This window comes from Shinella agrisoli (genome assembly GCF_046557955.1).
GTDB lineage: Bacteria > Pseudomonadota > Alphaproteobacteria > Rhizobiales > Rhizobiaceae > Shinella.
This window is the reverse complement of record NZ_JBJIEP010000001.1, coordinates 400,009-422,181: the sequence shown is the minus strand read 5'-3', so window position 1 is coordinate 422,181 and position 22,173 is coordinate 400,009. Positions and strand designations below refer to the sequence as shown.

Below are 22,173 nucleotides of genomic sequence, written 5' to 3'. Positions count from 1 at the left end.
TCAGGCAAAGCCCGTCTGGCGCAGCGCCTCGCCGCAGATCATCGCGGCCGAGAGCGCGACGTTGATGGAACGCTGGCCCGCGACCATGGGAATGAGCACCTTGCCGTCCGCGATCTCATGCACCCGGTCCGGCACGCCGGCGCTTTCGCGGCCGAGGAGCAGGATGTCGTCCGGCCGGTAGGCGAAGTCCGTGTAGCGCTCAGCGGCCCTGGTGGAGGCGAGCACGAGGCGGCGGCCGCTCGCCGCCCGCCATTCCTCGAAGCGGTCCCAGCTCACGTGCCGCACGAGCGTCACGGCGGCGAGATAGTCCATGCCGGCGCGTTTCAGGCTGCGGTCGGACATGTCGAAGCCGGCCGGCTCGATGATGTCGACCGACAGGCCGAGGCAGGCGGCGAAACGCAGGATCGTGCCGGTATTGCCGGCAATGTCGGGCTGGTAGAGGGCGATGCGCAGGTCGGACATGGGCTGTCGCCTAGCCCGGATGTGGTGATATGGCAACAGAATTGCCCCGCGCCGCGAAATTGCGACAAAGTGACTGGCAAATTGCGTCGTTTCAGGCTAACCAAGGCGCATCTGCAACGCGAGAAGAGGGAGGACCAAGATGAATATCACGCATCGGCTACGCCTCCCGGCTGGATTGACGCCTCTTCTCGCCTAGGCGTTTCGCCGCCCAAACTCCCTCCTGCCTTCATTTCAATTCGCCGCGTGACGCCTTTCCGCCGCCCGGCATTCCTACCGGAGCCCCGCTCCCGACTGCGCCCGCTTTCGCGCCGTCCGTGCCGGGTCCGTCTTTGATATTACGGAGAAAGCCATGTTCGGCTGGTTCGAAAGACGTTTGAATCCCTATCCTTCCGAGGCGCCTTCGCTTCCGCCGAAGGGACTTTTCGCCTTCCTGTGGCATTACACGCGCCCCGCCGCGCCGTGGCTGGTGCTGCTCGGCTTCTGCTCCATGGTGCTCGGGATTGCGGAAGTCGTGCTGTTCCAGCTCCTCGGCAATATCGTGGACTGGCTGTCGGCGGGCGATCCCGGCACGTTCCTCGCCCGGGAGGGCGACACGCTGGCCTGGATGGCCGTTCTGCTGCTCGTCCTCATTCCGGGTGTCGGCGCGCTCCACACGATGACGATGCACCAGGCGCTCGCGGGCAACTTCCCGATGATCGCCCGCTGGCAGATGCACCGCTACCTGATCCGCCAGAGCATGACCTTCTTCTCCAACGAGTTCGCCGGCCGCGTCTCGACGAAGGTCATGCAGACGTCGCTCGCCGTGCGCGAGACGGTGATGAAGATCATCGACGTCTTCATCTATGTGGTGAGCTACTTCGTCTCGATGATCGCGATCATCGCCTCGGCGGAGCTGCGCCTCGTCGTGCCGCTGCTCATCTGGTTCGTGATCTATGTGTGCATCCTGCGCTACTTCGTGCCGAAGCTCATGGTCGTTTCGCGCGAGCAGGCGGATGCGCGCTCGATGATGACGGGCCGGATCGTCGACAGCTACACCAACATCGCGACGGTCAAGCTGTTCTCGCATGCCGGCCGCGAGGAGACCTATGCCCGCGAAGGCATGAACGAATTCCTCCTCACCGTGCACAAGCAGATGCGGCTCATCACGAAGTTCAACATCGCAATCGACATCAACAATGTCATCGCGATGTTCCTGACGGCCTCCATCGGCATCCATTTCTGGATGTCGGGCGACGTGACCGTCGGTGCCGTGGCGGTGGCGATCGGCCTTGCCATGCGCATCAACGGCATGTCGCAGTGGGTGATGTGGGAGGTGACCGCGCTCTTCGAGAACATCGGCACGGTCTACGACGGCATGGGCATGATGACCAAGCCGCACGACATCAAGGACCGTCCCGGCGCGCCTGCGCTGCAGGCCGCCAGGGGCGCGATCGAGTTCGACCACGTCCGCTTCCACTACGGCAAGAACAAGGGCGTGATCGAGGACCTGTCGCTGTCGATCGGGGCGGGCGAGAAGGTCGGCCTCGTCGGCCGCTCCGGCGCCGGCAAGACGACGCTGATGAACGTGCTGCTCCGGTTCTACGACCTGGAGTCGGGCAGGATCACGATCGACGGCAAGGACATCGCCACGGTCACGCAGGACAGCCTTCGCTCGCAGATCGGCGTGGTGACGCAGGACACCTCGCTCCTGCACCGCTCGATCCGCGACAACATCGCCTACGGCAAGCCGGAGGCGACGGATGCGGAGATCATCGAGGCGGCGAAGAAGGCGAACGCCTGGGACTTCATCGAAAGCCTCGTCGACCAACAGGGCCGCGCCGCGCTCGACGCCCAGGTCGGCGAGCGTGGCGTGAAGCTCTCCGGCGGCCAGCGCCAGCGCATCGCGATCGCCCGCGTCTTCCTCAAGGACGCGCCGATCCTGGTGCTGGACGAGGCGACCTCGGCGCTCGACTCCGAGGTCGAGGCGGCGATCCAGGAGAACCTCTTCGCCCTGATGGAGGGCAAGACGGTGATCGCGATCGCCCACCGCCTCTCGACGCTGACGGAGATGGACCGCCTCGTCGTGCTCGACAAGGGGCGCATCCACGAGATGGGCACCCACGCCGAGCTGGTCGCCCGGGGCGGCATCTACGCGGACCTCTGGACCCGCCAGTCCGGCGGCTTCATCGCCGACGACACGGAGGCGGAAGTGGCGGCGGAGTAAATGGAATGAAGACACCCTTTTTCGATGAAAAGGGTGTCTTCATAATTGTTCTTATCTATTGGGATTTGTTCGCGGGCGGTGGTATGTTGTGACTCCAAGGAGCATGTCATGGCCACGATCACGATTTCCCTGCCCGACACCCTCAAGTCCTTCGTCGAGAACCAGATCGAGGCGAAGGGTTACGGCAATGTCAGCGAATATTTCCGCAGCCTGCTGCGCGATGCCCAGGAAAAAGAGAATGAAGCGCGTTTGGAGCAGCTTCTCCTTGAAGGGCTGGCATCCGGCAAGGGCGAGGTGCCCGATGCCGAATTCTGGACGGAACTGAAAGCCGAGGCCGCCCAGCTTCTTGCCGCACGCCCGCGCAAAAGCGGTGTGCGTTGAAAACGATTGTCCTTCCGTCGGCCCGCGCCGATATCATCCGGCAGTTCGGCTACTTCATTGAAATCGGGCAGAAGCAAGTGGCCGATCGCTTCCTCGCGGCAACCCGTACCGCGGTCGAGCATATCTCCCACACCCCTCATGCCGGCTCGCCGCGTGCCATGAAAAACCGCCGGCTTGCCGGTTTGAGGACGTGGTCCATCGAGGGTTTCGATGATCTGAAAATCTACTACCTCGTTTCGGCCGATGAGCTTGCGATCGTCCGCATTCTTCATGGGCGTCGGGACATCGAGCGCATTCTGGAGCAATAGGTCCAGCCCGCCTTGTATGCCCGCCTCCACCTTTCCGATCTTTAATTTGCCCGCCGCCCAAAAGGGCCTATATCGGGGGCATGATCTTCCGCCCGCTTTTCTCCTTCTTCGAGAACTGGATCCAGCCCTTCGCGCGGCGGGACGACCTGCGGCCTCCGAAGGGCCTGCTCGCCTTCATCTGGTTCTATGTCGGCCAGGCGAAGGCGCCGTTTGCGGCGCTGCTGGTGCTCGGCGGCATCACGGCCGGCATCGAGGCGGCGACGTTCTGGTTCGTCGGGCGGCTGGTGGACGTGCTGGCGACCATCCGGCCGGAAGAGGGGTGGGGCGGGCTGCTCTCGGCCCACGGGCCGGAGCTCCTGATGATGCTCCTCCTCATCGGCATCGTGCGTTTCGTCGTCGCCTTTCTCACCGCGCTCGTCGACCAGCAGGTCATCACGCCCGGCTTCTACAATCTGGTGCGCTGGCAGTCCTATGTGCACGTGGCGCGCCAGTCGCTCTCCTTTTTCCAGAACGACTTTTCCGGCCGCATCGTCACCAAGGTCTGGTCGGCGGGGCAGGCGACGGGAGACGTCATCACCTCCTTCATGGAAAGCGTGTGGTTCGTGACGATCTACACGGCTTCGACGCTCGTGCTGCTCGGCCAGCTCGACTGGCGGCTGGCGGCGGTCCTTCTCGTGTGGCTGTCGGTCTTCGCGGTGCTGGCGCGCTATTTCGTGCCGCGCATCCGCGAGCATTCGCGCCTTTCGGCGGAAGCCGCCTCGATGATCAGCGGACGCATGGTCGACGCCTATTCCAACATCCAGACGCTGAAGCTCTTCGGCCGCGACGAGGCGAACGACCGCTACATGCGCGACGGCTTCGACATCTTCCAGGGCACGATCCTGCGGTTCACGCGGCTGCTGACGGCCGTGCGCGCGTCGATGGCGTTCCTCTCTGGCCTGATGATCGCCGGCATGGCGGTGCTGTGCATCCATCTCTGGCTCGGCGGCATCATCAGCTCCGGCGCCGTTGCCTTCACCATGGCGCTGGTGCTGCGGCTGAACTTCCTGCTCAACCGGCTGATGACCCAGCTCAACAGCATCATGCGCAATATCGGCACGATCCAGAATTCGGCCGATCTCATCTCCCAGCCGATCGGCCTCGTCGACAGGCCGGACGCGCAGGAAATGAAGGTTTCGCGTCCCGACATCCGCTTCGAGAACGTCCGCTTCCACTACGGCCGCAGGTCCGGCGTCATCGACGACCTGACGCTCGCGATCCAGCCGGGCGAGAAGGTCGGCATCGTCGGGCGGTCGGGAGCGGGCAAGTCGACGCTCGTCAACCTTCTCTTACGCTTCTACGACCTCGAAGGCGGGCGCATCCTCGTCGGCGGGCAGGACATCGCCGCCGTCACGCAGGAGAGCCTGCGCGCCAATATCGGCATGGTCAGCCAGGATACGGCGCTGCTCCACCGCTCGATCCGCGACAACATCCTCTTCGGCAATCCCGAGGCGAGCGAGGCCGAGCTGATCGAGGCGGCCAGGAAGGCGGAGGCGCACGATTTCATCCTCCAGCTGGAGGACCAGCGCGGCCGCAGGGGCTACGATGCCCATGTGGGCGAACGCGGGGTGAAGCTTTCGGGCGGCCAGCGCCAGCGCATCGCGATCGCCCGCGTCATGCTGAAGGATGCGCCGATCCTCGTTCTGGACGAGGCGACGTCGGCGCTCGATTCCGAGGTCGAGGCGGCGATCCAGTCGAACCTCGAACGGCTGATGCGCGGCAAGACGGTGCTCGCCATCGCCCATCGCCTCTCGACGATCGCCGCACTCGATCGCCTGATCGTCATGGACCGCGGCCACATCGTGGAAGAGGGCACGCATGCGCAGCTCGTCGCGCGGGGCGGGCTCTATGCGGATCTCTGGTCGCGCCAATCGGGCGGCTTCCTCGGCCATGAGGAAGCTGCGCAATAGGACGCCTCTCCGGTCGCGGACGGGCAAGTCTTTGTGCCTTGAAACGGTTGGCCTTTCCGGCGCCGGCCTGATCTCTGTCAAGCCCCAACCGTTTTCCCGCGACAATGTGCCCACCTCCCCTTGCCAAGGCTGGACATAATTTGCGATCAAGCATAGAACGCGCCGGATTGACGGGGAATCTATGGCCGTATTGTGTCCGGATCTTGCCGGTTTCCACAGGGGGCGTTGCGGTTTCCGCAGACATTGCGTGAGAGGATGGTTTAGCCGTGAGCGAACACGAGACATCAAGCGAATCCCTGGGCGAGCCCACTCGCCGCGATTTCCTTTACCTGACCACCGGGATGGCGGGCGTCGTGGGCGCCGTGTCCGTGGCCTGGCCGTTCATCGACCAGATGCGCCCGGATGCATCCACGCTGGCGCTCGCCTCCATCGAGGTCGACGTCTCCAGTCTCGAGCCGGGCATGTCGCTGACGGCCAAGTGGCGCGGCAAGCCGGTCTTCATCCGCAACCGCACGGACAAGGAAGTCGAGGAGGCCAAGGCCGTCCAGCTTTCCGACCTCAAGGACCCGCTGGCACGCAACGCCAACGTCGCTTCCGACGCGCAGGCGACGGACCTCGAGCGCTCCGCCGGCGAGGGCAAGGAGAACTGGATCGTCATGATCGGTTCGTGCACGCATCTCGGCTGTGTTCCGCTCGGCCAGGCCGGCGATTTCGGCGGATGGTTCTGTCCCTGTCATGGTTCTCACTACGATACCGCCGGCCGCATCCGTAAGGGCCCGGCGCCCGAGAACCTTCCCGTGCCGACCTTCTCGTTCGTTTCCGACACAGTTATCAAGATCGGTTGAGGGGACTACTGATAATGAGTGCTGAACATTCAACCTACCAGCCGACGACTGGCATCGAAAAATGGGTCGATTCGCGCCTGCCTCTGCCGCGCATGATCCATGACAGCTTCGTCTCCTACCCGGTTCCGCGCAACCTGAACTATGCCTACACCTTCGGCGCCATGCTGTCGGTGATGCTGATCGTGCAGATCCTGACCGGCATCGTCCTGGCCATGCATTACGCCGCCGAAACCTCGGTCGCGTTCAACTCGGTCGAGAAGATCATGCGCGACGTGAACCACGGCTGGCTGCTGCGCTACATGCACGCCAACGGCGCGTCCTTCTTCTTCATCGCGGTCTACCTGCACATCGCCCGCGGCCTCTACTACGGCTCCTACAAGGCGCCGCGCGAAATCCTCTGGATCCTCGGCGTGGTGATCTACCTGCTCATGATGGCCACCGGCTTCATGGGCTACGTGCTGCCCTGGGGCCAGATGTCCTTCTGGGGCGCGACCGTCATCACCGGCTTCTTCTCGGCCTTCCCGTGGGTCGGCGAGTGGATCCAGCAGTTCCTGCTCGGCGGCTTTGCGGTCGACAACCCGACGCTGAACCGCTTCTTCGCGCTGCACTACCTCCTGCCCTTCATGATCGCGGGCGTCGTCGTCCTGCACATCTGGGCGCTGCACGTCACCGGCCAGACGAACCCGACCGGCGTCGAGGTGAAGTCCAAGACCGACACCGTCGCCTTCACGCCCTATGCGACGCTCAAGGACGCGCTCGGCGTCTCGGTCTTCCTGATCGTCTTCGCCTGGTTCATCTTCTACATGCCGAACTACCTCGGCCACCCGGACAACTACATCCCGGCCGACCCGCTGAAGACCCCGGCCCACATCGTTCCGGAATGGTACTACCTGCCGTTCTACGCGATGCTGCGCGCCATCACCTTCAACATCGGCCCGATCGACTCCAAGCTGGGCGGCGTCCTGGTGATGTTCGGCTCGATCATCATCCTGTTCTTCCTGCCGTGGCTCGACACCTCCAAGGTTCGTTCCGCCGTCTACCGCCCGTGGTACAAGCTGTTCTTCTGGATCTTCGTGGCCAACGCCATCATGCTCGGCTGGCTCGGCGCCATGCCCGCAGAAGGCATCTACGTCATCCTTTCGCAGCTCGGCACGCTTTACTACTTCGGCTTCTTCATCGTCATCATGCCGCTGCTCGGCCTGATCGAAACCCCGAAGCGCATTCCGAATTCGATCACGGAAGCGGTTCTGGAGCAGAAGAACGCCAAGGCGGCCAAGGCCTGATGCGAGCGACGAAAGGAACCATGACAATGAAAAAGCTTGTTGCAGGCGCTCTCTCGCTCGCTCTCCTCGCCGGTGTCGGCGTCTCGTTCGCAACCGCGCAGGACGAGCATGCCGCCGGTGGCGCCGAAGCCGAACACGCCACGCCCCACTATCCGCTTCACAAGCCGAAGCAGCAGGACTGGACCTTCGCCGGTCCGTTCGGCAAGTACGACAAGGGCCAGCTGCAGCGCGGCCTGAAGGTCTACACCGAAGTCTGTTCTGCCTGCCATTCGATGAGCCTGGTGGCCTTCCGCACCCTGGAGGACCTCGGCTATTCGGAAGCGCAGGTGAAGGCCTTCGCGGCGAACTACGAAGTGCAGGACGGTCCGAACAGCGACGGTGAGATGTTCACCCGCAAGGCCGTCCCGTCCGATTACTTCCCGTCGCCCTATGCCAATGCCGAGGCGGCGGCAGCCTCGAACAACGGCGCGGCGCCGCCGGACTTCTCGCTGATCGCCAAGGCGCGCGGCATCACCCGCGGCTTCCCGCAGTTCATCTTCGACATCTTCACCCAGTACCAGGAAGGCGGCCCGGACTACATCTACTCGCTGCTGACGGGTTACGATGAAGAGGTTCCGGCGCATATCGAAGTCGCGGAAGGCACGCACTACAACCCGTATTTCGCAAACGCCGCCGCGCTCGCGATGGCCAAGCCGATCTCCGACGACCAGGTCACCTATGACGACGGTTCGCCGCAGACGGTCGACCAGTATGCCCGCGACGTCTCCGCCTTCCTGATGTGGGCCGCCGAGCCGCACCTGGAAGAGCGCAAGCGCACCGGCTTCATGGTCATGGTCTTCCTGGTGATCTTCACCGGCCTCATCTACCTGACGAAGAAGTCGGTCTACGCGAACAAGGAACACTGAGCGGCCTTGCCGCCCGGTTCGAAAGGCGGCCTTCGGGCCGCCTTTTCTGTTGAGGGACGCCGCCGCACCTGCAATAAACGGGCGAAGCCCTCCGCAGTCGGGAAACCCATGTCCACGCTCGAAAAAGAACTCGTCGCCGCGATCCGCAACATCCCGGACTATCCGAAGCCGGGCATCACGTTCCGCGACATCACCACGCTGCTCGGCAATCCGCGTGCCTTCCGCCGTGCGGTGGACGAGCTGGTGCACCCCTATGCCGGCATCGGCGTCGCCAAGGTCGCCGGCATCGAGGCGCGCGGCTTCATCCTCGGCGGGGCCATGGCACACCAGCTGTCGACCGGCTTCGTGCCGATCCGCAAGAAGGGCAAGCTGCCGCACGAGACCGTGCGCATCGCCTACAGCCTGGAATACGGCGTGGACGAGATGGAGATGCACAGGGACGCGATCAAGCCGGGCGAGAAGGTGATCCTCGTCGACGACCTGATCGCCACGGGCGGCACGGCGGAGGCGGCCGTGAAGCTGCTGCGCCAGATGGGCGCCGACATCGTCGCGGCCTGCTTCGTCATCGACCTGCCGGAACTCGGCGGCCGCAGGAAGCTGGAAGCGCTCGACGTGGAAGTGCGCACGCTGGTCGCCTTCGACGGGCATTGAGCGCGCAGATCCTCCGGCCGTAACCGGGCATCACTCCGCGTCAGGCGAATTCCAGCACGGTGCTCTCGAACCGGATGACCGGCTCGCCGTGCTGGTTCTTGCCGGCGCACAGGATGGTGTTGAGCAGGCGGCCGGGGCGCGAGGCGAGCTCCCGCGAGGCCATCAGCGTCACCGAATAGGTCACCGTGTCGCCGGCGAAGACGGGCTTCAGCCAGGAGAGCTTCGTGAAGCCGGGAGAGGGGCCGAGCTTCGGGGGCGCGATGCCCTCGCGGGCGAGACGCCTGCATTCGCCCAGCCAGAACGGCACGAAGCATTTCATCCAGCCGGCGCTGGAATGCCAGCCGGACGCACAGAGCCCGCCGAAGAGCGCCTGCTTGGCCAGTTCCGCATCGAGATGGAAGGGTTGCGGGTCGAAGTCGCGCGCGAAGCGCACGATGTCCTCCGCCGTGAAGGCGAGGCTGCCGATCTCGACCGTTTGCCCGAAAGGGTAGAGCTCAGCCATGCGCATGGTCGGTTCCTTTCGCGGCAAGGCGCATCATGTTGATGTATTCGCAGACCGCGACGATCTCGCCGCGCTGGTTCGTCACCTCGGCGCGGAACCTTACGATGCCGATCTCGGGCCGCGAGCGCGAGGCGCGGGCGTCGAGCACCGTGCAGTGCCCGCCGAGCGTGTCGCCCGCCAGCACCGGGCGCTTCCATTCCATGAGGTCGACGCCGGGCGAGCCCTCCGATGCCGAGCGTCCGATATAGGCCTCGTAGAGCATGCGCATCATGACCGCGCTGGTATGCCAGCCGGAGGCGGCAAGGCCGCCGAGGATGCTGGCACGGCCGGCTTCTTCGTCGAGATGCATCGGTTGCGGGTCGAACTCCCGCGCGAAGGCGACGATCTCGTCCGCGTTAAGCGTCCGCCTCGCGAACTCGAAACGGCGCCCCGGGGTGAAGTCCTCGAAGGTGAGCAGCGCGTCCATCGCGGCCCCGTCAGGTGTTGAAGCGGAAGTGGATGACGTCGCCGTCCTGGACCACGTATTCCTTGCCCTCGTCGCGCGCCTTGCCGGCTTCCTTGGCGCCGACCTCGCCCTTATACGCGATGTAGTCGTCGTAGGCGATCGTGTTGGCGCGGATGAAGCCGCGTTCGAAATCCGAGTGGATGACGCCGGCGGCCTGCGGGGCTTTGGTGCCGCGCTCGATCGTCCAGGCGCGCGTCTCCTTCGGGCCTACCGTGAAATAGGTGATGAGGTCGAGCAGCTTGTAGCCGGCGCGGATGAGCCGGTCGAGCCCGGCTTCCTCGAGGCCGAGGGCCGAGAGGAATTCCCTGGCTTCCTCTTCCGGCAGCTGGGCGACCTCCGCCTCGATGGCGGCGGAGATGATGACGGTTTCCGCGCCCTGGGCCTTTGCCATCTCGGCGACGGCCTCCGTATGTTCGTTGCCGGTCGCCGCATCCGCCTCCGCGACGTTGCAGACATAGAGAACCGGGTGGGCCGTCAGCAGGTTGAGGCCCTGAAGGATCCTGACCTCGTCGGGCGCGAGCGTGCCGAGCAGCGTGCGCACGGGCTTACCCTCGCGCAGGAGGTTCAACGAGGCTTCCATGACCGGAAGCTGCGCGATGGATTCCTTGTCCTTGCCGGTCGCGCGCTTGCGCGTCTGCTCGACGCGGCGCTCCAGGCTGTCGAGGTCGGCGAGCATCAGTTCGGTCTCGATCGTCTCGGCGTCGGCGACCGGGTCGATCCGGCCCTCGACATGGGTGATGTCCGTGTCCTCGAAGCAGCGCAGCACATGCACGACGGCGTCGACCTCGCGGATGTTGGCGAGGAACTGGTTGCCGAGGCCTTCGCCCTTCGAGGCGCCGCGCACGAGGCCGGCGATGTCGACGAAGGAGATGCGCGTCGGGATGATCTCCTTCGAGCCGGCGATGGTGGCGAGCGCCTTCATGCGCGGGTCAGGCACCGCCACCTCACCGGTGTTCGGCTCGATCGTGCAGAAGGGATAGTTCGCCGCCTGGGCGGCCGCCGTCTTGGTCAGCGCGTTGAAGAGGGTCGACTTGCCGACATTCGGCAGACCGACGATACCGCATTTGAAACCCATGGAAGATGGTCCGTTCGTCTCAGGAAAATCGTTGCCACCGCTATGGGGGATGGACGGGGCACGGTCAAGGGCTTCGGCCCCGCCGGGCCTTGAAGTCGTCCTTCCTGCGGTGCACAATGGGGCCACACCGCTCGAAGGCAATGCGTAAGGAGCTTCCGATGAGCAACGGTGATACGACCCTCACCCGGAAGACCGTCACGAAACCGAAGCTGGAACGGCCGAGGCTCTACAAGGTCATCCTCGTCAACGACGACTACACGCCGCACGAGTTCGTCGTCATGGTGCTGAAAGCCGTCTTCCGCATGACCGAGGAGACGAGCTACCGGGTGATGATGACCGCGCACAAGATGGGAACGTCGGTGGTGGTCGTCTGCACGCGCGACATCGCCGAGACGAAGGCCAAGGAGGCGACGGACCTTGCCAAGGAGGCCGGATTCCCGCTGCTCTTCCAGACGGAGCCGGAGGAGTAGGGCGGCTTTCCGGCGCGCCTATTCGCCCTTGTTGCCGAGCAGCTTCTTCAGCATCTCCGCCATCGGCCCGGTCGTCGGCAATGCCTTCGGCTGGGCATGGTTGCGCGCTTGGCGGATGTGGGACTGGCCGGCGGCCTTCCTGGGCGGCGTGTCCTTCTCCTCCGGCTTGCCGCCGGTGGCGAGCGCCAGCTTGTTCATGAGCTGCGAATCCTCGCCGCGCACCAGCATGTCGGCGTTGACGGCGAGCTCGTCGAGCAGCGGGTCGAGCCAGCTGTGATCGGCCTTGGCGAAGTCGCCGAGCACGTGGCCCGTGACCAGTTCCTTGACGCCCGGATGGCCGATGCCGAGGCGCAGGCGCCGGTAGTCCTTGCCGCAATGGGCGTCGAGCGACTTGATGCCGTTGTGCCCGCCATGGCCGCCGCCGACCTTGATGCGCGCCTTGCCGGGCGCAAGGTCCAGTTCGTCGTAGATCGCCACGATGTCCTTCGGGGCGAGCTTGTAGAAGCGCATCGCCTCGCCGACGGATTCGCCGGAAAGGTTCATGAAGGTCTGCGGCTTGACGAGCAGCACCTTCTCGCCGGCAAGCTCCCCTTCGGATATCTCCGCCTTGAATTTCCTGGACCAAGGGGAAAACGGGTTCTTGCGGTGGATCGCGTCCAGCGCCATGAAACCGATATTGTGGCGGTTGCCCGCATATTTTGCACCCGGATTGCCGAGGCCGGCGATGATCAGCATGGAATGGTCCGCCAAAAGAATGTGTCCGGCCTTCACCACCGCGAAAGCGGCCGGATGTCAACCGTCCGCAGTCATTTCTCCGCGCCGTCCTGCGCCGCATGCGCGTTCGGCGGCAGGCCGTAGGCGGTGAAGATGCGGTCCTGCCCGCCGCTTGCGATCAGCTTGTCCAGTTCCGCCTGGAGACGCGCGATGAGGTCGGGCGGCGTCTGCCTGTGGCAGGCGATGCCGTAGATCTGGCCGGCCATCAGCATCGCCTTTTCGACCGGCTGGCCCTGCTTCACCAGGTTCTCGTAGGTCTTGACGGAGGTCGGCAGCAGGTCGATGCGGCCGGAGAGGAGCTTGCGCACGGAAAGGTCGATGTCGGCGGCAAGGTCGATGTCCTCGAACCCCAGGTCTTCCAGCGCCTCCGCGCCGAAATCGCCGCGCTGCGAGCCGACCTTCATGCCGAGCGCCTCTTCCATGCTTGCCGGTCCCTTGCTGCCGTCCTTGCGTTTCAGCAGCACCATCGTGTCCTTCAGAAGGGGATTGACCCAGGCGAAGCGACGGGCGCGGTCCCGATTGTAGCCGGTCGTGAAGACGCAATGCATCGGCTGCTTTTCCGCGGTCGCAAAGGCGCGGGCCCAGGGCATGATCTCGATCGTGTGGTCGATTCCGGCCGCCCTGGCGATCGCCTCGACCTGCTCGACCGCGATGCCGGTGATCCTGCCGTTTTCGGAATAATTGAAGGGCGGGTATTCTTCCGTGACGAAATGCAGCGTTTCGGCAAGCGGGGCGGAGAGCGGGGCGAGCGACAGGCAGAGCGTCAGGAGCAGCGTCTTCATCGTCTCCTCCCCGATCCCCTCAGGACGTTGCGGCCCGGCGCTCGGGCAGGCCCGGCATTGCAAATTCGTCCAGCTTTTCCAGGAGCGCATCGAGCGGCAGGGGCTTGCTCAGGAGGTAGCCCTGGCCGAACTCGATGTTCATGGCCTGGAGGATATCCCATTGCTCCGTGGTCTCGATGCCTTCCGCCACCACGGCGCAGCCCATCTGGTGCGAGATGGTGCGGATGCCCTCGACGAGCATGCGGCTCTTGCGGCGCACGTCCGGCTGGTCGCTGGAGAGCGAGCGGGTGAAGGACTGGTCGACCTTCACGATATCGACCGGGAAGCGGTTGAGGTAGCTGAGCGACGAATAGCCGGTGCCGAAATCGTCGAGCGCGATGCGGCAGCCGAGATCGGAGAGCGCGTCGAGCACCTCGCGCACCACCGGATTGTCGAGCATCAGCACGGCCTCGGTGATCTCGACGACGATGCGCGAGGGCAGGATGCCGTGTTCGAGCAGCAGGGCGGCGAGGCGGGAGGGCAGGGCGGGCTCGAACTGCAGCGGCGAGAAATTCACTGCGAGATAGGTGTCGGCGAGCCCGTCAAGCTTCGAGATGACGGCAAGGCTGGCGACGGACTTCGACAGGATGCAGTCGCCGATGCGGCCGATCGAGCCGTTCTCCTCGGCGATGCCGATGATCTCGGCCGGCGGCAGGAGGCCGCGCTCGGGATGGCGCAGGCGCATCAGCGCCTCGAAGCCGGCCACGCGCCCGTCGCACAGGCCGACGATCGGCTGGAGATGGGCGGTGAACCAGTCGTCGCGCAGGCCCTGATCGATGAACTGCTCGGTTTCCAGCCGCTTGCGGGCGATGTCGAGCATGTTGTTGTCGAAGAGCTGCACGCCGTTCTTGCCGCCGCGCTTGCGCGCATACATGGCCATGTCCGATTTCTGCAGGAGGCATGCGGCGGTGGCGGCATGGTCCGGGTAGATCGCGACGCCGATGCTGGCGCTGACGTTAAGCTCGGCGCCGTTGACGGCGAGCGGCGCCTTCAGGCTCGCCACCAGACGTTCGCTGACATCGAGGGCGAGCTGGCGGGCGTTCGGGGCCGAAAGCAGGATGGCGAACTCGTCGCCGCCGAGCCGGGCGATCATGTCGCCCGCGCGAAGCTGCCGGCGCAGCCGCGCCGCCACCTGGCAGAGCACGTCGTCGCCGGCCGCATGGCCGAGATTGTCGTTGATCCACTTGAAGCGGTCGAGGTCGACGAAGAGGCAGGCGAGCTGCTGGCCGAGCGCGTCGGCCTCGCCGATCAGGTCGTCGAGCACGGATTCGAAGCCCTGCCGGTTGAGGAGGCCGGTCAGATGGTCCGTGATCGCCTGCCGGTGGTTGCGGTTCTCCGCCTCCTTGAGGTCGGTGACGTCAGTCATGACGGAAAGCGAGAGCGCCTGACGGCTGCTGCTCGCCTCCACGCCCGTCTCGAGGATCAGCACGTCAATGACGCTGTCGTCGGCGCAGCGAAAGCGCACCGTGACCTCGCAGATGCCGCCGTCCAGCCTGTTCGTCGCGTGGCGCTTGCGGTAGGTCTCGCGCCATTCCTCGACGACGAAATCGGTGAACTCCTGGCCGATCACCTGCTCGCGGCGGTAGCCCGTCGCCGTCAGCCAGTAGTCGCTGACGGCGGTGATGCAGTTGCGGCTGTCGATGGAGAAAAGCATCGCGGGCGTGAGGTTGTAGATGTCGGTGGCGCGGGCATGCGCCAGCTTCAGCTCCTTCTCCTCGCGTTCCAGCTTGCTCTGCATCTCGTTGAAATTGTGCGCGAGCGCGCCCATCTCGTCGTTCGAGGTCCAGTCGACGTGATGGCGCGAGCCGAGCCGCCGGGTGGCCTCTATCGCGGCCGTCAGCCGCATCAGCGGCCGGATGATCGTGATGCGGTTGCCGATGATGGCGGCCGTGAAGAGCGTCGCGACGGCGAAGACGAAGATGGCGAAGATGGTCATCTCGTCCTTCGTGAAGCGCGAGAAGATGCCTTCCTTCGTGAGCCAGATTTCCGCCGTGCCGACCTTCTTGATGCCGTCCGAGGCCTTGTGCAGGATGTCGGCCTTCACGATGGAGCGGGCCTCGTCCGGATCGGGCGCCACGGCCGGCTTGCGCACGTCGATGACGTCCGCGGTGTCGCGCACCCGCACGAAGCTGATGCCGCTGTCGGCCTGGAGGGCGCCGGCGATTTGGTCGATGCTCTCCTTGTCGAAATCCCACAGCGGCTTGCCGAGCGCCTGGACATTGGCCTTCAGCAGGACTTCCGTGTTTTGCAGGCGCTCGCGCGCGACGCGGTCGGAGGACAGGATGAGGAACAGGACGAACAGCGGAGCGACGAAGACGAGGAGGGCGCCGATGACGATAGCGATGAAGCGGCTTTCCACCGAATGCACTTTCATGCCGGCTGCCCCCCTGCCACTGCGCGAAGCCAATCCATGACGCCCCTCTTTGGCTTTCGTCATCTTAGGGCTTAGGCTTTCATCAAAGTCTTAAATGTTGCTGAAATGACGATCCGAAAAAATGCCGGTAATTCAAGCTTCCCGCGGCGGCGGTGCCGGCGGGCGGGCAAACAAAAACCCCGCGTCCTCGCGGACACGGGGTTCAGGAAAGATCCCGTCGAAAGGATTATTCTTCGGAAGCTTCCGCTTCCGTTTCCTCTTCTTCGCTCACGCCGGCGGCCGGAACCGCGATCGTGGCGATCGTGAAGTCGCGGTCGGTGATGACCGGGCTCGTGCCCTTCGGCAGCGTGATGTTCGAGATGTGGATGCCGTCGCCGACCTTCAGGCCGGTGAGGTCCGCCGTCAGGAATTCCGGGATGTCGCTGGCGGAGGCGTGCAGCTCGACAGCGTGGCGCACGATGTTCAGGACGCCGCCGGCCTTGATGCCCGGGGACTTCTCTTCGTTGATGAAGTGAACCGGCACTTCGACCACGACCTGGGTGTTGCCCGAAACGCGGAGGAAGTCGACATGCATCGTGAAGTCGCGGACCGGGTCCAGCTGGTAGTCCTTCGGCAGGACCTTGATCTTCTCGCCGTTGACGTCGATCGTGGCGACGGTCGTCTTGAAGCCGCCGGCGTGGATGCGGTGGGTGACGTCCTTGGTGGAGACGGCGATGGCGAGGGGGGCCTGCTTGTCGCCGTAGATAACTGCAGGAATAAGGCCGTTGCGGCGAAGTTCACGGGAGGACCCCTTACCAACCCGTTCGCGCGTTTCGGCCTTGAGCTCGTAGGTTTCGTGGCTCATGGCTTTACCTTTCGTGTGTTACTGGAGAGCCTTCCGCAGGCGGAGCGAACCGCGGCCGCGCAAGGCTTGAGGATTTCGTGAAAGCCTCATCCGCGTTGCCTCCAAGGGTGTCTACGCGGACGGGGGCTCGATAAACGAGAATGCCCGGAAATGCAAGGCCCGCGCCCGGATTGACACGGTGCGGTCACGATTGGATGTTCGGTATGGACCGGTTGGGCGAAGGAGGCCATGATGAGAAGACAGATCCTGATGGCCTCGGCCGCGATCGCGCTGGCATCCGCGTCCCCCGTCTCCGCTCAGGACGTGTCGCCCGCCGAAGCCGAAAGCATCCAGCAGCGCCTCACGCGCTACCTTCCGCAGGAGATGATCGACGCCGGCCTCCTCACCGTCAGGGCCGCGACCTCCTTCTACGAACTGCGCTTCGACCCGGCGGTGCTTCTCGACAAGGCGAAGACCGGCGCCGTGCACCTCGAGGGGCTGAAGCCGACGACCGCCTATCTGCGGCCGACGCCGGAGGGCACTTACCGCATCGAAGCGAACGACAGTTTCGACATCAAGGGAACGGTCGACGTCGCGGACGGAAAGAACTCGTTCTCCTATGTCGTCGATTCGATGAAGCTCGACGGCATCTACGATCCGGACATCCTCTATTTCACCTCGGCCGACTGGACGGCGAAGCGGCTCTCCTTCTCCAGCACCTCGCCGAAGGAAAGCGTGACGGCAAGTTTCGGCGAGACGGCGATGCGCGTTTCGGCCGAGAAGAAGGATGCCGGCACGATCGACATTTCCAGCACCGGCGTGATGAAGGCCTTCGCCGAGACGATCACCGGCGGGCCTTCCGGCCGGGTGGATATCGGCGCCGATACAGTCGACATCGACGTCAGCATGGACGGCGCGCGCTACAAGGTGGTGCAGGACCTCGTCTTCTTCGTGCTCGACAACATGCACAAGCACAAGCTCGACGCGGCGGACGCGGCGCGGCTCAAGGACCTGCTGCGCGCTTGCCTGCCGGTCTTCGACAACCTGACGGAGACGATCAAGGCCTCGAACGTGACGGTCGGAACGCAGAAGGGCACGTTCGGTGCCGAATCCGTCAGCTACAACCTCGCCATGAACGGCATTGCCCACTCGACCCGTCTCGGCTTCGGTTTCGGCGTGGAGAGGCCGAAGCCGCCGGCGGGCATCCTGCCGGCGGCCTACGAAGGCGCGGTGCCGGAACGGGCGACCTTCAAGGCGGCCGTGCCCGGTCTCGACCTTGCCGGCGCCGTCACCTATCTCATCGACCATGCGGATTTCACCAGGCCGGAGCCGCTGACCGAAGAGCAGAACAAGGAGATCGGCCGCATCGTCATGCCGAGCGGGGCAATGACCGTCGAATTCGAGGAGGTCTCGGCCGTTTCGCCGATCTACGACGTGCATCTCAGCGGCAGGATGGTGGTCTATCCCGCGCAGAAGGATCGCCGCAGCGCCGACGTGACGATCACCATGCGCGACTTCGACAAGACGGTCGCCTATCTCCAGGAGAACGCCGCCGCCGTGCCGCAGTTCGGCCAGGCGGCTTTCGGCCTTCTCATGATGAAGGGGCTCGCCCGCGACGCCGGCGGCGGCGCGCAGGCCTGGGACCTGGCGGTCGGCGAGGACGGCAAGGTGTTCATCAACGGCCGCCCGCTGCCGTACCAGAAATAGGCGTCATGCCCGAAGCTTGCCCGCGAAGCGGGTGAGCGCCATCATCAGGCCGCCGGCGACAAGCCCCCAGAAGGCGCCTGAAATGCCGGCGAAGGAAACGCCGGAGGCGGTGACGAGGAAGGTCACGGCCGCCGCCTCGCGGCTTTCCGGTTCCCGGAAGGCGTTGAGGGCGGAGCTTGCGAAGGCGCTGATCAGCGCGAGGCCGGCGACGGCCTGGATGAGGATCGGCGGAGCAAGGCCGACGAAGGCGGTGACCGCGCCTGCGGCAAGGCCGAAGACCACGTAGAACACGCCCGCATTGATCGCCGCCCAGTAGCGTTTCGCCGGGTCGGGATGGGCGTCGCTGCCCGCGCACATGGCGGCGGTGATGGCCGCAAGATTGACCGCATGGCCGCCGAACGGGGCGGAAAGCATCGAGAAGAGGCCGGTGACGGCGAAGAGCGGGCCGGGATTGGGCTCGTAGTGGTTGACCTTCAACACCGCGATGCCCGGGATGTTCTGCGAGGCCATGGTGACGATGAAGAGCGGCAGCGCGATGCCGACGAGCCCGGCCACGGTGAAGGCTGGCGCGACGATCTCCGGCTTCGGCAGCAGCGTATCGGCAAGGCCGGCAAGGGCGCCGTCCGGAATCTCGACGCCGAAGGCGAGCACCGCGACGAAGGCGGCAAGCGCCGCCGGCACGGCATAGAGCCTGTTGACGCTGCCGACGGCGACCCAGGCGAGCACGATCGGCAGGCCGAGCAGCGGATCGAAGGCGATGGCCTTGACGGGTGCGAAGCAGAGGCCGATGAGCACGCCCGAGAGCATGGCATTGGCGAGCGTGGCGGGAATGGCGGCGACCATGCGGCCGAGGGGCCTCCACAGGCCGGCAACGACGATCAGCGCGGCGCAGACGAGGAACCCGCCGACCGCCGTGGCAAAGCCGCCTTCGACGGCGCCCGAGCTTGCAAGAAGCGCCGCGCCGGGCGTCGACCAGGCGATGGAGACGGGCAGGCGCGTCGCGACGCTGAGCACGATGGCGCAAAGGCCCATCGAGACCGACAGCGCCATCAGGCCGGACGCGGCCTCGGCCTCCGTGGCGCCGACGCCCGTCAGCCCGTGCAGCACGACGGCGAAGGAACTGGCGAAGCCGACGAAGGCGGTGAGCAGGCCCATGAACAGGGCTTGGGCGGAGAAATCACGAAGCATGGCAAGATCGATGCAGGAAAGGAACGTGCACTGGTAACAGGCGCCGCGAGGCTTGGAAACAGGCTTGTCGGGGCGGCGTGCAGTTCCCACATTGATCCTTGAACCTTCGTCCTGCTGGACCGGCAGGCGGAAACATGCGTATAGTCCGCCGGCGTTATATCTTGGTGCGACGATCGGCCGGAAGCTTTCGGGGAGGAGAGCGGATGTCTGCGCGTTTCGATCACGCGGATCATGTGCACACCGTTGCGGCCCACGCCTCTGCCGCGGCGAGTTCGCCGGTTGCGGCCTCGTGGCGCCGCTGCCTGACCCTGCACGGGCTTTCACCCGAGGAGGCGCGCACGCCCTGGAGGCTCACCGAGCCGGAATTCCGTCAGGCCCGCGCGCGCTCCAGCGTCCTGATCGAGGAGGCGCGGGGCGAGCTCGACCGGCTCTTCGCGACGGTCGGCAAGGCCGGCTGCTGCCTGCTTCTGACGGACGAGAACGGCATTGCGCTCGAACGGCGCGGCGCGGCCGGCGATGACCGGGATTTCCGCGGCGTCGGCCTCTGGTCCGGCACGGTCTGGAGCGAGGCGAGCGTCGGCACCAACGGCATCGGCACGGCGCTGGCCGACGAGCGGCCGGTGCTCATCCTGCGCGACCAGCATTTCCTGTCGCAGAACACCGGGCTCTCCTGCACGACGGCGCCGATCCGCGACCATACGGGCCGCATCGCGGCGGCCATCGACATCTCCACCTGCCGCGACGATGCGAACGAGATGACCATGGCGATCCTCTCGCAGGCCGTGCGCGATGCGGCCTCCCGCATCGAGGCGGGGCTTTTCCGCCGCGCCTTCGCCGCTGCCCGCATCCTGCTCGTGCCCGTCGAGGGCCGCGCCGCGCCGGCGCTGCTTGCCGTCGACCGCGACGACCTCGTGCTCGGCGCCACCCGCGCGGCCCGGCAGGTGCTCGGCCTCGACGACCGGCGCATCTCTGCCGGCATTGCCGCCTCCGACCTCCTGCACGAGGACCGGGCGGAGGAGGGGCGGGATCTGGACGATGCCGAGCGCGCGGCGCTCCGCCGCGTCCTCACCCGCGCCGGCGGCAATGTCAGCCAGGCCGCGGACCTGCTCGGCATCAGCCGCGCGACGCTCTACCGGAAGATGAAGAAGCTGTCGATCAACTGATGCTGCATCGCAGCACAGGCTGCCGCGTCCTCCTGTCTCAATTCTGAAACAGTCGCCGCCGGCATCGCCTGCGGCCCCCTACCGCAATATCGCGAAGCGCAGCACCATTTCCTCGACGGCCCGTCCGGGGCCTTTCATGGGAGGAATTGAGATGCTGCATCAGAAGATCGTCGAAAACCCGTACAAGACGAAATACGGCAACTTCATCGGCGGCGAATGGAAGGAGCCCGTCGCGGGCCGCTATTTCGACAACATCACGCCGATCACCGGCGGCAAGCTCTGCGAGGTCGCCCGCTCCGACGCCGCCGACATAGAGCTCGCCCTCGACGCGGCCCATGCCGTCAAGGACAAGTGGGGCCGCACCTCCGCCACCGAGCGCTCCAACATCCTCATGAAGATCGCGAGCCGCATGGAGGACAATCTCGAATTGCTCGCCAAGGCGGAGACCTGGGACAACGGCAAGCCGCTGCGCGAGACGCTCGCCGCCGACATCCCGCTCGCCATCGATCACTTCCGCTACTTCGCCGCCTGCGTGCGCGCGCAGGAAGGCACGATCGGCGAGGTCGACCACGAGACCATCGCCTATCACTTCCACGAGCCGCTCGGCGTCGTCGGCCAGATCATCCCCTGGAACTTCCCGATCCTGATGGCCGCCTGGAAGCTGGCGCCCGCGCTTGCCGCCGGCAACTGCGTCGTGCTGAAGCCGGCCGAGCAGACGCCGTCCTCGATCCTCGTCTGGGCCGAGCTCGTCGGCGACCTCCTGCCGCCGGGCGTGCTCAACATCGTCAACGGCTTCGGCCTCGAAGCCGGCAAGCCGCTCGCCTCCAACCCGCGCATCGCCAAGATCGCGTTCACCGGCGAGACGACGACCGGCCGCCTGATCATGCAATATGCCAGCCAGAACCTCATTCCGGTGACGCTGGAGCTCGGCGGCAAGTCGCCGAACATCTTCTTCGAAGACGTCATGCGCGAGGACGACGACTATCTCGACAAGGCGCTCGAAGGCTTCGCCATGTTCGCGCTCAACCAGGGCGAGGTCTGCACGTGCCCTAGCCGCGCGCTGGTGCACGAGAAGATCTACGACCGCTTCATGGAGAAGGCGATCGCGCGCGTCGAGAAGATCGTGCAGGGCAACCCGCTCGACACGGCGACGATGATCGGCGCACAGGCTTCTTCCGAGCAGCTGGAAAAGATCCTGTCCTACATCGACATCGGCCGGCAGGAAGGGGCCGAAGTCCTGACCGGCGGGGCGCGCAACGACCTCGGCGGCGAGCTTTCCGAAGGTTACTACGTCAAGCCGACCGTCTTCCGCGGCCACAACAAGATGCGCATCTTCCAGGAGGAGATCTTCGGGCCGGTCGTCTCGGTCACGACCTTCAAGGACGATGCGGAAGCGCTCGCCATCGCCAACGACACGCTCTACGGCCTCGGCGCCGGCGTGTGGAGCCGCGACGCGAACCGCTGCTACCACTTCGGCCGCGACATCCAGGCCGGCCGCGTGTGGACCAATTGCTACCATGCCTATCCGGCGCACGCCGCCTTCGGCGGCTACAAGCAGTCGGGCATCGGCCGCGAGACGCACAAGATGATGCTCGACCACTACCAGCAGACCAAGAACATGCTGGTCAGCTACTCTCCCAAGGCGCTCGGGTTCTTCTGAGCGGCCGCGCTCCTTCTCCACCCCTCACCGGAGAAGGCGACCGAAGGGCAGGACCCTGTCCGCCTTTGTTCCTGCCCCATCCCTCTCCCCGTTTCCGGGGGGAGGGAAAACGTGCGATAGGAGG

General features: G+C 65.3%; 21 protein-coding genes. 12 read left to right on the top strand and 9 right to left on the bottom strand.

Translation table 11 applies throughout. The features are described 5' to 3' along the window. The gene (locus ACIIOY_RS02030) at positions 1-462 is read right to left on the bottom strand and encodes a tRNA (cytidine(34)-2'-O)-methyltransferase (RefSeq protein WP_411032932.1); all 462 of its coding nucleotides are present in this window, start codon (positions 460-462) and stop codon (positions 1-3) included. Between the two features lie 349 nt (positions 463-811). Between ACIIOY_RS02030 and ACIIOY_RS02025 the strand changes: the two genes are divergently transcribed. The 8 genes from ACIIOY_RS02025 to ACIIOY_RS01990 all read left to right on the top strand — a co-directional run bounded on the left by ACIIOY_RS02025 (position 812) and on the right by ACIIOY_RS01990 (position 8,987). After that, on the top strand, positions 812-2,665 hold the full coding sequence (locus ACIIOY_RS02025; protein WP_411032931.1) for an ABC transporter ATP-binding protein: 1,854 nt from the start codon (positions 812-814) through the stop codon (positions 2,663-2,665). 108 nt (positions 2,666-2,773) lie between these two features. Next, positions 2,774-3,046 (top strand): type II toxin-antitoxin system ParD family antitoxin, encoded by a 273-nt coding sequence (locus tag ACIIOY_RS02020; protein WP_411032930.1) that lies wholly within the window; start codon positions 2,774-2,776, stop codon positions 3,044-3,046. Continuing rightward, a complete protein-coding gene (locus tag ACIIOY_RS02015) occupies positions 3,043-3,354 on the top strand; it encodes a type II toxin-antitoxin system RelE/ParE family toxin (RefSeq protein WP_411032929.1) in 312 nt (103 codons plus the stop codon). Before ACIIOY_RS02020 ends, ACIIOY_RS02015 begins: the two co-directional genes overlap by 4 nt. Before the next feature lie 80 nt (positions 3,355-3,434). Continuing rightward, complete coding sequence (locus ACIIOY_RS02010) at positions 3,435-5,303, top strand: ABC transporter ATP-binding protein (RefSeq protein WP_411032928.1); 1,869 nt, start codon at positions 3,435-3,437, stop codon at positions 5,301-5,303. Between the two features lie 266 nt (positions 5,304-5,569). Beyond that, positions 5,570-6,148, top strand: coding sequence for a ubiquinol-cytochrome c reductase iron-sulfur subunit (petA, locus tag ACIIOY_RS02005; protein WP_411032927.1), 579 nt, complete (start codon positions 5,570-5,572; stop codon positions 6,146-6,148). Positions 6,149-6,162: 14 nt separating this feature from the next. Next, complete coding sequence (locus ACIIOY_RS02000) at positions 6,163-7,431, top strand: cytochrome b (RefSeq protein WP_411032926.1); 1,269 nt, start codon at positions 6,163-6,165, stop codon at positions 7,429-7,431. 26 nt (positions 7,432-7,457) lie between these two features. Beyond that, positions 7,458-8,336, top strand: a complete 879-nt coding sequence (locus ACIIOY_RS01995; protein WP_411032925.1) for a cytochrome c1 — start codon at positions 7,458-7,460, stop codon at positions 8,334-8,336. 108 nt (positions 8,337-8,444) lie between these two features. Then, positions 8,445-8,987 carry an adenine phosphoribosyltransferase gene (locus tag ACIIOY_RS01990; RefSeq protein WP_411032924.1) on the top strand — a complete coding sequence of 181 codons (543 nt, stop codon included), beginning with the start codon at positions 8,445-8,447 and terminating at the stop codon, positions 8,985-8,987. A 40-nt stretch (positions 8,988-9,027) separates the two neighbouring features. On the opposite strand, the gene ACIIOY_RS01985 is transcribed toward ACIIOY_RS01990, so the two are convergent. Genes ACIIOY_RS01985 through ychF form a run of 3 tightly spaced genes read right to left on the bottom strand, consistent with a single transcriptional unit; the run spans position 9,028 to position 11,069 of the window. Further along, the gene (locus ACIIOY_RS01985; protein WP_411032923.1) at positions 9,028-9,495 is read right to left on the bottom strand and encodes a MaoC family dehydratase; all 468 of its coding nucleotides are present in this window, start codon (positions 9,493-9,495) and stop codon (positions 9,028-9,030) included. Further along, on the bottom strand, positions 9,482-9,955 hold the full coding sequence (locus tag ACIIOY_RS01980) for a MaoC family dehydratase (protein ID WP_411032922.1): 474 nt from the start codon (positions 9,953-9,955) through the stop codon (positions 9,482-9,484). The genes ACIIOY_RS01985 and ACIIOY_RS01980 overlap by 14 nt, the downstream gene beginning before the upstream one ends. A 10-nt stretch (positions 9,956-9,965) precedes the next feature. Further along, positions 9,966-11,069, bottom strand: coding sequence for a redox-regulated ATPase YchF (gene ychF / locus ACIIOY_RS01975; protein WP_411032921.1), 1,104 nt, complete (start codon positions 11,067-11,069; stop codon positions 9,966-9,968). 158 nt (positions 11,070-11,227) lie between these two features. Between ychF and clpS the strand changes: the two genes are divergently transcribed. Further along, the gene (gene clpS, locus ACIIOY_RS01970) at positions 11,228-11,539 is read left to right on the top strand and encodes an ATP-dependent Clp protease adapter ClpS (protein WP_411032920.1); all 312 of its coding nucleotides are present in this window, start codon (positions 11,228-11,230) and stop codon (positions 11,537-11,539) included. 18 nt (positions 11,540-11,557) lie between these two features. On the opposite strand, the gene pth is transcribed toward clpS, so the two are convergent. The 4 genes from pth to ACIIOY_RS01950 all read right to left on the bottom strand — a co-directional run bounded on the left by pth (position 11,558) and on the right by ACIIOY_RS01950 (position 16,352). Beyond that, on the bottom strand, positions 11,558-12,274 hold the full coding sequence (pth, locus tag ACIIOY_RS01965; RefSeq protein WP_411032919.1) for an aminoacyl-tRNA hydrolase: 717 nt from the start codon (positions 12,272-12,274) through the stop codon (positions 11,558-11,560). A 71-nt stretch (positions 12,275-12,345) separates the two neighbouring features. Continuing rightward, the gene (locus ACIIOY_RS01960) at positions 12,346-13,095 is read right to left on the bottom strand and encodes a substrate-binding periplasmic protein (RefSeq protein ID WP_411032918.1); all 750 of its coding nucleotides are present in this window, start codon (positions 13,093-13,095) and stop codon (positions 12,346-12,348) included. Positions 13,096-13,114: 19 nt separating this feature from the next. After that, positions 13,115-15,508, bottom strand: coding sequence for an EAL domain-containing protein (locus ACIIOY_RS01955; RefSeq protein ID WP_411032917.1), 2,394 nt, complete (start codon positions 15,506-15,508; stop codon positions 13,115-13,117). A 226-nt stretch (positions 15,509-15,734) separates the two neighbouring features. Beyond that, on the bottom strand, positions 15,735-16,352 hold the full coding sequence (locus ACIIOY_RS01950) for a 50S ribosomal protein L25/general stress protein Ctc (protein ID WP_411032916.1): 618 nt from the start codon (positions 16,350-16,352) through the stop codon (positions 15,735-15,737). 231 nt (positions 16,353-16,583) lie between these two features. On the opposite strand from ACIIOY_RS01950, the gene ACIIOY_RS01945 reads away from it, so the two are divergent. Further along, entirely contained in the window at positions 16,584-18,038 is a 1,455-nt protein-coding gene (locus ACIIOY_RS01945; RefSeq protein WP_411032915.1) for a hypothetical protein, read from the top strand. 3 nt (positions 18,039-18,041) lie between these two features. Here ACIIOY_RS01945 and ACIIOY_RS01940 read toward each other — a convergent pair whose 3' ends face one another. Next, positions 18,042-19,226 (bottom strand): benzoate/H(+) symporter BenE family transporter, encoded by a 1,185-nt coding sequence (locus tag ACIIOY_RS01940; protein ID WP_411032914.1) that lies wholly within the window; start codon positions 19,224-19,226, stop codon positions 18,042-18,044. 203 nt (positions 19,227-19,429) lie between these two features. Here ACIIOY_RS01940 and ACIIOY_RS01935 point away from each other — a divergent pair, with 203 nt between their 5' ends. Together ACIIOY_RS01935 and adh are read left to right on the top strand one after the other, a co-directional pair. Beyond that, positions 19,430-20,389, top strand: coding sequence for a helix-turn-helix domain-containing protein (locus tag ACIIOY_RS01935; protein WP_411032913.1), 960 nt, complete (start codon positions 19,430-19,432; stop codon positions 20,387-20,389). A 151-nt stretch (positions 20,390-20,540) separates the two neighbouring features. Then, positions 20,541-22,049 carry an aldehyde dehydrogenase gene (adh, locus tag ACIIOY_RS01930; protein ID WP_411032912.1) on the top strand — a complete coding sequence of 503 codons (1,509 nt, stop codon included), beginning with the start codon at positions 20,541-20,543 and terminating at the stop codon, positions 22,047-22,049. The last annotated feature ends 124 nt before the right edge of the window (positions 22,050-22,173 follow it).

Excerpts from the sequence above, each read along its gene's own strand:
- ACIIOY_RS01960 (WP_411032918.1), bottom strand. The coding sequence starts at position 13,095 with ATGAAGACGCTGCTCCTGACGCTCTGCCTGTCGCTCGCCCCGCTCTCC.
- ACIIOY_RS01990 (WP_411032924.1), top strand. The coding sequence starts at position 8,445 with ATGTCCACGCTCGAAAAAGAACTCGTCGCCGCGATCCGCAACATCCCG.
- ACIIOY_RS01985 (WP_411032923.1), bottom strand. The coding sequence starts at position 9,495 with ATGCGCATGGCTGAGCTCTACCCTTTCGGGCAAACGGTCGAGATCGGC.
- ACIIOY_RS01955 (WP_411032917.1), bottom strand. The coding sequence starts at position 15,508 with ATGAAAGTGCATTCGGTGGAAAGCCGCTTCATCGCTATCGTCATCGGC.
- ACIIOY_RS01980 (WP_411032922.1), bottom strand. The coding sequence starts at position 9,955 with ATGGACGCGCTGCTCACCTTCGAGGACTTCACCCCGGGGCGCCGTTTC.
- ACIIOY_RS02030 (WP_411032932.1), bottom strand. The coding sequence starts at position 462 with ATGTCCGACCTGCGCATCGCCCTCTACCAGCCCGACATTGCCGGCAAT.
- ACIIOY_RS02020 (WP_411032930.1), top strand. The coding sequence starts at position 2,774 with ATGGCCACGATCACGATTTCCCTGCCCGACACCCTCAAGTCCTTCGTC.
- ychF (WP_411032921.1), bottom strand. The coding sequence starts at position 11,069 with ATGGGTTTCAAATGCGGTATCGTCGGTCTGCCGAATGTCGGCAAGTCG.
- ACIIOY_RS01995 (WP_411032925.1), top strand. The coding sequence starts at position 7,458 with ATGAAAAAGCTTGTTGCAGGCGCTCTCTCGCTCGCTCTCCTCGCCGGT.
- pth (WP_411032919.1), bottom strand. The coding sequence starts at position 12,274 with ATGCTGATCATCGCCGGCCTCGGCAATCCGGGTGCAAAATATGCGGGC.
- ACIIOY_RS01950 (WP_411032916.1), bottom strand. The coding sequence starts at position 16,352 with ATGAGCCACGAAACCTACGAGCTCAAGGCCGAAACGCGCGAACGGGTT.
- clpS (WP_411032920.1), top strand. The coding sequence starts at position 11,228 with ATGAGCAACGGTGATACGACCCTCACCCGGAAGACCGTCACGAAACCG.
- ACIIOY_RS01940 (WP_411032914.1), bottom strand. The coding sequence starts at position 19,226 with ATGCTTCGTGATTTCTCCGCCCAAGCCCTGTTCATGGGCCTGCTCACC.
- ACIIOY_RS01935 (WP_411032913.1), top strand. The coding sequence starts at position 19,430 with ATGTCTGCGCGTTTCGATCACGCGGATCATGTGCACACCGTTGCGGCC.
- adh (WP_411032912.1), top strand. The coding sequence starts at position 20,541 with ATGCTGCATCAGAAGATCGTCGAAAACCCGTACAAGACGAAATACGGC.
- ACIIOY_RS02010 (WP_411032928.1), top strand. The coding sequence starts at position 3,435 with ATGATCTTCCGCCCGCTTTTCTCCTTCTTCGAGAACTGGATCCAGCCC.
- ACIIOY_RS02025 (WP_411032931.1), top strand. The coding sequence starts at position 812 with ATGTTCGGCTGGTTCGAAAGACGTTTGAATCCCTATCCTTCCGAGGCG.
- ACIIOY_RS02000 (WP_411032926.1), top strand. The coding sequence starts at position 6,163 with ATGAGTGCTGAACATTCAACCTACCAGCCGACGACTGGCATCGAAAAA.
- ACIIOY_RS01945 (WP_411032915.1), top strand. The coding sequence starts at position 16,584 with ATGAGAAGACAGATCCTGATGGCCTCGGCCGCGATCGCGCTGGCATCC.